At 47.2% G+C, this 4,840-nt stretch carries 5 protein-coding genes; 1 reads left to right on the forward strand and 4 read right to left on the reverse strand.

Going from position 1 to position 4,840, the window contains the following annotated elements; translation table 11 throughout:
- Positions 1-360: 360 nt before the first annotated feature.
- On the reverse strand, positions 361-711 hold the full coding sequence (locus tag BLS03_RS25025) for a nuclear transport factor 2 family protein (RefSeq protein ID WP_176765700.1): 351 nt from the start codon (positions 709-711) through the stop codon (positions 361-363).
- 5 nt (positions 712-716) lie between these two features.
- A complete protein-coding gene (locus BLS03_RS25030; protein WP_093279558.1) occupies positions 717-1,733 on the reverse strand; it encodes an NADP-dependent oxidoreductase in 1,017 nt (338 codons plus the stop codon).
- Between the two features lie 87 nt (positions 1,734-1,820).
- Between BLS03_RS25030 and BLS03_RS25035 the strand changes: the two genes are divergently transcribed.
- Entirely contained in the window at positions 1,821-2,369 is a 549-nt protein-coding gene (locus BLS03_RS25035; RefSeq protein ID WP_093279559.1) for a TetR/AcrR family transcriptional regulator, read from the forward strand.
- Between the two features lie 707 nt (positions 2,370-3,076).
- On the opposite strand, the gene BLS03_RS25045 is transcribed toward BLS03_RS25035, so the two are convergent.
- The gene (locus BLS03_RS25045; RefSeq protein ID WP_093279561.1) at positions 3,077-3,817 is read right to left on the reverse strand and encodes an SDR family NAD(P)-dependent oxidoreductase; all 741 of its coding nucleotides are present in this window, start codon (positions 3,815-3,817) and stop codon (positions 3,077-3,079) included.
- An 83-nt stretch (positions 3,818-3,900) separates the two neighbouring features.
- Positions 3,901-4,347: a MarR family winged helix-turn-helix transcriptional regulator gene (locus BLS03_RS25050; protein WP_093279562.1), complete on the reverse strand. Its 447-nt coding sequence runs from the start codon at positions 4,345-4,347 to the stop codon at positions 3,901-3,903.
- Positions 4,348-4,840: the final 493 nt, after the last annotated feature.

A 4,840-nucleotide genomic window follows, 5' to 3' on the forward strand; every position in this document is an offset into this window, starting at 1 on the left:
GCTACGGACCCAAATTTTGTGTTCAACTGAATAATCATTCAAGCAAGAATGGTGCGTCCGAGTGAACTCGAATCACCGACCCCCACCATGTCAAGACATCTAATTAACCTTTAGTATTATTGAAATACACGGCAACCCCAATAAATACGTTATTCTCGACCCATACACTTTAACCAGATAACACTCTATAAACCAAATTTGGACAGAAACGTGTTAGATTTTTAACTCTACTTGGTGATATGCACCCTATTACGGCTGTGAATTTTCAGGCTAAGAGGATGAGCAGGTTTTGGTCGGGAATCCATTCCCTGTTTTGGCTAACAATTCTATCTTGTTAGCTTCCATAAATTCCGTTTTTGATTAATCGATTTGCAGCGTCGCCTCTTCAATGGTTACGAAGCGGCCGTCAGCATCGGTTTGAGCGAATAAGTAAACTTCCTGGTGCATCCGTTCACCGTCGTGCTTAACAAAATCAATCGTATGACGCTCAGCGTAGTACGCTCCGTTTTTAAATTCATCCAACACGGTAACGGTGACTTTATCCGTTATCAGCCGCAGTTCACTAATGCCAGCCAGAAATGCCGGTCGATCGAGCCAGATGCCATTAATGCGCTGGCGAAAATGCGCAGAAAAATAGCGGTCAGCCGCTTGCGTAACGCTCAACTCGCGATTGTTCAACAAAGCCTCAATGGCGTTTTTAATACTCGTCATAGCGATCACACCGTCAGCACAATTTTTCCGCTGATATGGCCTTCTTCCGCCCGTTCGTACGCAGCACCTGCGCATTCCATCGGATAAACGCTGTCGATCGCAGCGCGGATATGCCCTTCATCCAACAGAGTTGCCAGCTCTGCCAGTTGCGCACCATTTGAGCGTACCTGGGCAGAAGAAACGATAAAGCCCGCCTGCTCAGCTTCTTCCCAGCCAGTAAAGCCCAATGGATTCACTATGAAGAGCGCGCCACCGGGTTTCAGTGTGTTGAGAAAGCGACCGGTATTAGCACCACCAACACAATCGACGACAAGATCCACATCACGCACCTGCTCTTCCACCGCTGTCTGTGTGTAATCAATCAATTCATCCGCTCCCAGTTCACGCAGCAGGTTTTCGTGTCTTCCCGACGCCACCGCAATAACCTTCGCGCCTTTGAATTTGGCAACCTGCAACATAAAGTGACCGACACCTCCGGCCGCGCCGTTGACCAGCACCGTTTTGCCCGCAAGAGCTACCGGCTTATGGGGTTGTTCCTGAAACGGATTAGACTCCTCATGCCCCAGAGAGACCAGAAACTGCCAAGCCGTCAGCAAAGACATCGGCGCTGCGGCGGCGTGGTCATGATCAATGCCAGCAGGTTTTATCGCAGCTTGCGTGGCTGGCACAGTAACGTATTGGGCGTGAGCACGGCTACCGCCGGCCATACCTTCCGGAAAGCGCACCATCGAGTACACCTCATCTCCAGCGCGGAAGTCGCTGACATCATCAGCAACGGATTCCACCACGCCAGATACGTCCGAGCCTAGAATCAGCGGAAAATCCACCTCGGGCCGCCATTCTGGTGGCAGAGATTTATATCCTTCTCGCAGATACCAGTCCGGTGGATTCAGGCTTGCCGCCTTCACGCGGACCAGCAGTTCGCCCGGCTTCAGCGCAGGCATTGGACTGTCTTCATAGCTCAATACCTGAGGGCCACCGAAGGTGTGTTGTTGTACAGCTTTCATTGTTTTTACAGTCATATCTTTCCCCTGACCTGATGTTGGTTTAGAATAAGTGGAACAGTGTTCATTTTAAACGGAGCGGTGCTCCACTTGTCAAGAGGTTTTATGCGAGCCGACGCAAAAAAGAATTACGACAGCATCAAGGCTGTCGCCCGGGAAGTGTTTCTGGAGCAGGGGGCAGACGCCTCATTGCGCGAGGTAGCTCGCCGTGCGGGGGTTGGTATGGGGACGCTCTACCGCCATTTTCCATCGCGTGAAGCCTTACTCGAGCCCCTGGTCAGAGAAAGCTTTGACGCACTAGCGCAACAAGCAGAACAGTTGAAAACGGCAGATTCACCTAACCAGGCACTGGTCTCCTGGGTGCAGGAAGTGATCGGCTTTACTTACCGTCACCGCGGCATTCTGTCGGTGATGATGAGCGCGATTGAAGACCGCGACTCAGCTCTGCACGTCTCCTGCGATGGCTTGCGCCGTGCCGGTGCCCAACTTCTGGCCAGAGCGCAGACAGAAGGAAAAGCCAGCCGGGACCTGAGTGGTGATGAACTGTTTGATCTAATTGCTGCGCTGGCGTGGTTGAGAGATCAACCCGCTCATGCTCCGCGGGCAGATCACCTGTTTGAGGTGGTTGCCAGTGCGATTCTGATCAGGGAGTAAAGTTGCGGGTTTGAGTGGGGATTGGTGTGAGGATAAATGGCAGTTGGCCGCTAGCAAGCTTTGGGGCATAAATGAGTCTGCTCAGATCAAGCTGACTCGAAGATCGACAAAGACGCTTCCAGTTCCTGCTTAAATTAGTAAATCTCGAATAACTTCACGTATAGAAAATTAATTTTACTCAATATCCAACCTTAATACTTTAATCTTTCGATCTGTATCTGCTACACCAAGCGATTGGGAATTATTTTAGAGCTTGGTATGCGAAGGAAGATGCCTACCAAGAAGGCAAACTGCAAGTGATTTTCGTATCCAACTTCTATGCGCCCATTAAAGCGGTCACAAAGGCTATTTTACGTTGGAACATACAGCGTATGTGCTAATGTGATACAAAAATTTGTCAAACAAACGCGTATCGAAGAGAACTCCAAGATGTGGGGGTTCAGCCTTCTAGATCAAGATATGAATAAAATAAATAGCCTTAATTTGGGCTATGGCGGTAAATCAGTAGGGGCACTTTAACCCTAAATGTCTCCCTGTGAAAACTCACGATTCCTAATACTTATTCGTGATTCACTCTAGCGTCCAGGTCCCCTTGTCATAGCCAACTATAAAGTAAAGAGCCAAACATAGTGACTGTGCGTAAACAACTATACAGGCTCTTTGACTATTCTAGATGGTTGAATTGAAGTCGAAATTTACGCTTCAGATTACTGAATAAACGCCCCCCCGCATACAGGGTTGTATGTACCAGTGATATGAGAACTTGCTTCACTCGCCAGGTAACGTACGGTGTTTGCTACATCTTCAGGCGTTGCTACGCGTTGAGTTGGCGTAAACGATCGGATCATCTCTTTGAATTCTGCTGGTGCATCTTTCGTTGCGTCCGTTTCAACCAGGCCTGGAGCCACAATGTTAGATGTGATGCCCAGTGGACCAAGCTCTTGAGCCAGATATTTATTAAAGCTATCTAGCGCACCTTTAGCAGTACCATGCGCAATAAAGTTTAGTGCAGGTGCTTCTGACAATGTGCTGGAAATAAAAACCAGGCGACCAAATTGCTTTTCTTTCATGCGTTGCGCTGCTAGCTGAGCTGTCTGATATGCTGCGTGCATTTCATCATTCAATTTTTGTGCAAATTCATTCCAGCTCTGTTCGATAAATGGTTTAGCGGTAAAGTTCATGTTGGCATTAGAGACCAAAACATCAACACCACCGTGCCCGTCCACTTGTGCAAACATCGCTTCAAGTTGTGCATCATCACGTACATCCGCCTGAACCGCGAAAGCTTCGCCACCTTTACTGCGGATCTCTTCTGCTAGTTGCTCTGCTACTGTTGAGCTGTTTACGTAGTTAATAAAGACACGGTAACCGTCTTCAGCTAGAGCTTTTGAAGTTGCTGCGCCAATACCACGCGCACCACCAGTAACTAGTGCATTACGTTTAGTCATGTTACTTCCTTATGATTTTTTGGAGGTCAAATTGTGGCAGCGTCTAGTCTAAGTGGCTGCCTCACATTACTTAATTAAGGCTGTTATCGATTCAGCTGTCTTAAACTAGTAATCACTTGCGACAAATTTTGTTTACTTGCTTGCAGCTCAGCATCGTCAATGCCCTGCTGAGCGTCCTGTAAAACACTCGCAGCAATTTCTTCACACTGTTCAACAACGCCTAGGGACTTTTCTGTCAGCATGACAATTTTGCTACGACTATCATGGGGAGAACGTTGGCGCTCAATCCAGCCACGTTTTTCTAAACCATCGATTGAACGACTCACGCTGGATTTCTCCAAATACAATAATTCACAGATCTGACTTTGAGTCATCGGCTCACTGTTTTTCAAAACCAGAATGACGCCCCACTGTTCTGCGGTCATATCGATGCCCACATCTTTAAAGCGTAACGTTAGTAGTCGATTAAAAAGTCGACTAGCTAAGCCCGTTAAATGGCCAAGTGACTGTTGATGGCTGTAGTTCTTCACTCTTATCTCAATTGTGTCTTTCAATAATAGTTGTATACACAACTATGTGGTTAATTGTCAATGATTACCATTTTGTAGTGAGTCATAACAAGCAAATTTCAAAGGGTGTTGCTAAGACTTACTTGTTGGATAGCATCCGCATAAATAGGGGGAGAGCGGGAAAATCAAACTCGTTGATGTAATAGGAACCACAGCCCCAAAAGGAATGTGTAATGGCATAGTGAATTTGGCCACCTGATTAGAGGTGTTAAGATACACCTCATAGCATGACAGGTGACACAGGCCAGAATGCCCTCTCCTCATATCACCGAAAAATGGTGCTCAAATATCCTTAGTTCATTGTATTTGAGCCGTTCCCCATTTAATAGAAACTGTATGAGTTTTGTCCCGAACACATAGAGTGCAGCTCTGTAAATGGCAGAAATTAGATCAAGACTATACATTGATATCTGAATGCGGTTACAAACTTCCCTATCCCCATTCTTCGGCTTTT

It is taken from the genome of Vibrio xiamenensis, from assembly GCF_900100015.1.
Lineage (GTDB): Bacteria > Pseudomonadota > Gammaproteobacteria > Enterobacterales > Vibrionaceae > Vibrio > Vibrio xiamenensis.

Bases quoted from the DNA above. Each gene is read 5' to 3' on its own strand.
- BLS03_RS25025 (WP_176765700.1), bottom strand. From the start codon at position 711: ATGACGAGTATTAAAAACGCCATTGAGGCTTTGTTGAACAATCGCGAG.
- BLS03_RS25030 (WP_093279558.1), bottom strand. From the start codon at position 1,733: ATGACTGTAAAAACAATGAAAGCTGTACAACAACACACCTTCGGTGGC.
- BLS03_RS25035 (WP_093279559.1), top strand. From the start codon at position 1,821: ATGCGAGCCGACGCAAAAAAGAATTACGACAGCATCAAGGCTGTCGCC.
- BLS03_RS25045 (WP_093279561.1), bottom strand. From the start codon at position 3,817: ATGACTAAACGTAATGCACTAGTTACTGGTGGTGCGCGTGGTATTGGC.